Source organism: Paenibacillus forsythiae T98, from assembly GCF_000520735.1.
Classification (GTDB): domain Bacteria; phylum Bacillota; class Bacilli; order Paenibacillales; family Paenibacillaceae; genus Paenibacillus_AQ; species Paenibacillus_AQ forsythiae.
Genome location: NZ_ASSC01000327.1, coordinates 1 through 2072, shown reverse-complemented (window position 1 = coordinate 2072; position 2072 = coordinate 1). Strand labels below are relative to the sequence as shown.

At 61.7% G+C, this 2072-nt stretch carries 1 protein-coding gene; it reads right to left on the bottom strand.

Annotated features, from left to right (window positions below; translation table 11 throughout):
- A partial coding sequence (locus tag L692_RS28410; RefSeq protein ID WP_036723166.1) for a beta-ketoacyl reductase occupies positions 1 to 2072 on the bottom strand: 2072 nt, incomplete at both ends.

Below are 2072 nucleotides of genomic sequence, written 5' to 3'. Positions count from 1 at the left end.
AACTCGTTCACGCCTTCCAGAAATCCGCCCCACTTGCTGTACGTTTTGCCGGGCTTGCCCTTTTCCTCATCGAAGTAGGCGCTGTGATCCCAGCGGTCGGCCGGAATTTCGGTGATGCAGTCTTTCCCTTCCTGCAGGTTGGTCCAGAACTCTTGTATATTCCTCGCCCCCGGATATCGCCCCGCCACTCCGATGATGGCGATATCCTGTGCTCCCTCGCTCTTTGGCTCCTTCGCCGGGAGCGGTTCCGTCGTGTACCGGCCTCGGGTTCGCCGGCTCCCCGGCATTCTACCCGCTGGCAACGCCCCAGGGCTTGCCAGGCTTGCCAGTCCCTCATTCGCGGCAGCGACGCGCTCCGTCTCCCTCTCTCCCTCGCCCAGCAGCTCCTTCATTCGCTCTTTATGCGCGCTCAGAAAATAACCGGCGAGCTCTCGGATATTCCGGTACTCGAAGAACAACGTTTTCGGCAGCGCTCCGAATGTCTTCTCCAGCTCATTCGTCAGCTGCATCACCATAATGGAATCAATCCCGTATTTCTCCATCGGCGCTTCGCTCTCCATCCGGTGGGCCGGCAGCTTGATGACACCGGCAAGCTGCCGCTTCAGATAATCCTCCGTTTTGCCCCGGAGTTTCATCTCTTCCCCCGCAGCGTTCTCCATGCCTGCCCCGGCCAAGGCCGGCTGCGCCTTCCGCGGCTCCGGCTGTAGCTCTTCACCAAGCAGCACAGCTTCCAGCTTCTTGCGGTTGCCTTCCACCACAAGAACTTGGTCGCTTCCTGCCGCCATTGCCCGGTACAAGGCCCAGATGCCCGATGCCCGGCCCATCGCCGTCATCCCGGTCCGCTCCCGCATCCATTCCGCCGTCTGCGCATCCACTCCCATTCCTCCCGCTTCCCAAAGCGGCCAGTTGATCGATTGCATCTTCCCTTGGCGTTTCCCCGCCTTCACCAGACCATTGCGGTAGGCCGCATAACCGTCCATAAATGCGTTGGCCGCCGCATAATCGGCCTGGCCCTGATTCCCCAGGCACCCGGCCAATGAAGAGAAGGCCAAGATGACGTCCAGCGGCATCTCCTTCGTCGCCAGGTCCAGGTTCAGCAGACCCGTCGCTTTCGGCGAGAACACCGCTTGCAGCTCTTCGTGTGTCTTGTTCAATATGAAACTGTCGCGTACGACACCCGCACTGTGTACGATCCCGTTCAGTTCTCCGAATCCTTCCCGGACCTCCCGAATCAGGCTATGTCCCGCGCTTTCGTCACTTACGTCAACCTGTCTGTATTCGACCCGGGCGCCCAGCCCGCGCACTTCTTCGATTCGCGCCCGCTTCGCTTCATCCAGTGGTGAACGGCCCGTCAGGAACAGCTTCGCTCCCCGCGCACGCGCCGCAATCTCCTTCGCGAACACCAGTCCCAGTTCTCCGGCACCCCCGGTGATGAGGTAGACACCGTCAGCCTTCCAAGGGACTCCTTCCAGATCCGGCGCTTCCGCCTCGCGCAGTCCGGCGACGTATCGTATGCCGCCGCTGTAACGAATCCGGCTATCCGCCGGAACCCGTCCGTTCTCTTCAAGGAGCCGGATCATCGCTTGCGGATCTTTCGCCTCCGCCTCGATCAGTTGGCCGATAAACTTCGGGTTCTCCAGTTGCGCGGTTCGCAGCAGACCGGACAGGCCGCTCAAGAGCTGTCCTTCACCGTCCGCAGGAACGACCACCTGCAGAAAGACAGCGGCGGCGGATTGATCGTTCAGCATCGACCGAATCTCTTCGAGCACCCGCATGGCATAGGCGGTAAACCGCCGATCGATGGCCTGCCCCGCATCGTTCAGTACAATGCAGCGGCCGCCGAGAACTTCGCCGAGAGAACCGCCGGCAAGGTCCGCTCCCGGCTCGCAAATGACGGCGAGCCGCCGGGCAAATTCCGGCGCCTGCACATTCGGACGGAATGCCGCCTCTTTCCAGACCGGCTCCAGAAGCAGCGTCTCTGTACCGGGACCGCCAGCTCCCCCTTCCAGTACCCGGGAGGTGAGCCCTTGCATCCGGACACAGACCCGTCCGCTCTCATCGCACAGATCCAG